At 81.9% G+C, this 563-nt stretch carries 1 pseudogene; it reads left to right on the top strand.

Annotation, left to right across the window (positions count from 1 at the left end):
- Positions 1–563, top strand: a pseudogene (locus KIH27_RS22210) (hypothetical protein); the annotation flags it as partial.

Below are 563 nucleotides of genomic sequence, written 5' to 3'. Positions count from 1 at the left end.
GGCAACGGCGGGGCCGGCGGCGAGGGCGGCGCGGGCGTGCCGGTCAAGGGCGGCGGTGCCCTCGGACTGATCCCGGCAGACAGCGGGACCGGCGGTGCCGGTGGCGCGGGCGGCGCGGGTGGTGCCGGTGGTGCGGGCCAGGACGGCGCGACCGGTGCGTTCCCCGGCGACGGCGACGGCGACGCCGGAAGCTCCGGTGGCACCGGCGGCCTCGGCGGCGCGGGTGGCACCGGCGGGACCGGCGGCAGCAACGGCGACAACGGCGACGGCGGTGTGGGTGGTGCCGGCGGCGCGGGCGGGCGAGGCGGCAACGGCGGCAGCGGCGCCTCCGGCACGCTCACCGACGTCGACGGTGGCAACGGCGGTGCTGGCGGCAACGCCGGTGCGGCGGGTCACGGTGGCGCCGGTGGCGCAGCGGGCACCGGCGGGCTGGCCGGCACCGGTGACGCCGGCGTCCAGGGCGCGCAGGGCGGATCGGCCACCGCCGGCAACGGCGGCGTCGGCGGCAACGGCTACAACGCGTCGACCGGCACCGACGCGGCGGCCGTCGCCGGCACCGGCGG

The organism is Mycolicibacter acidiphilus (assembly GCF_018455725.1).
In the GTDB taxonomy this organism is placed as follows: Bacteria; Actinomycetota; Actinomycetes; order Mycobacteriales; family Mycobacteriaceae; genus Mycobacterium; species Mycobacterium acidiphilum.
This window is presented reverse-complemented; position numbering and strand designations above follow the sequence as displayed.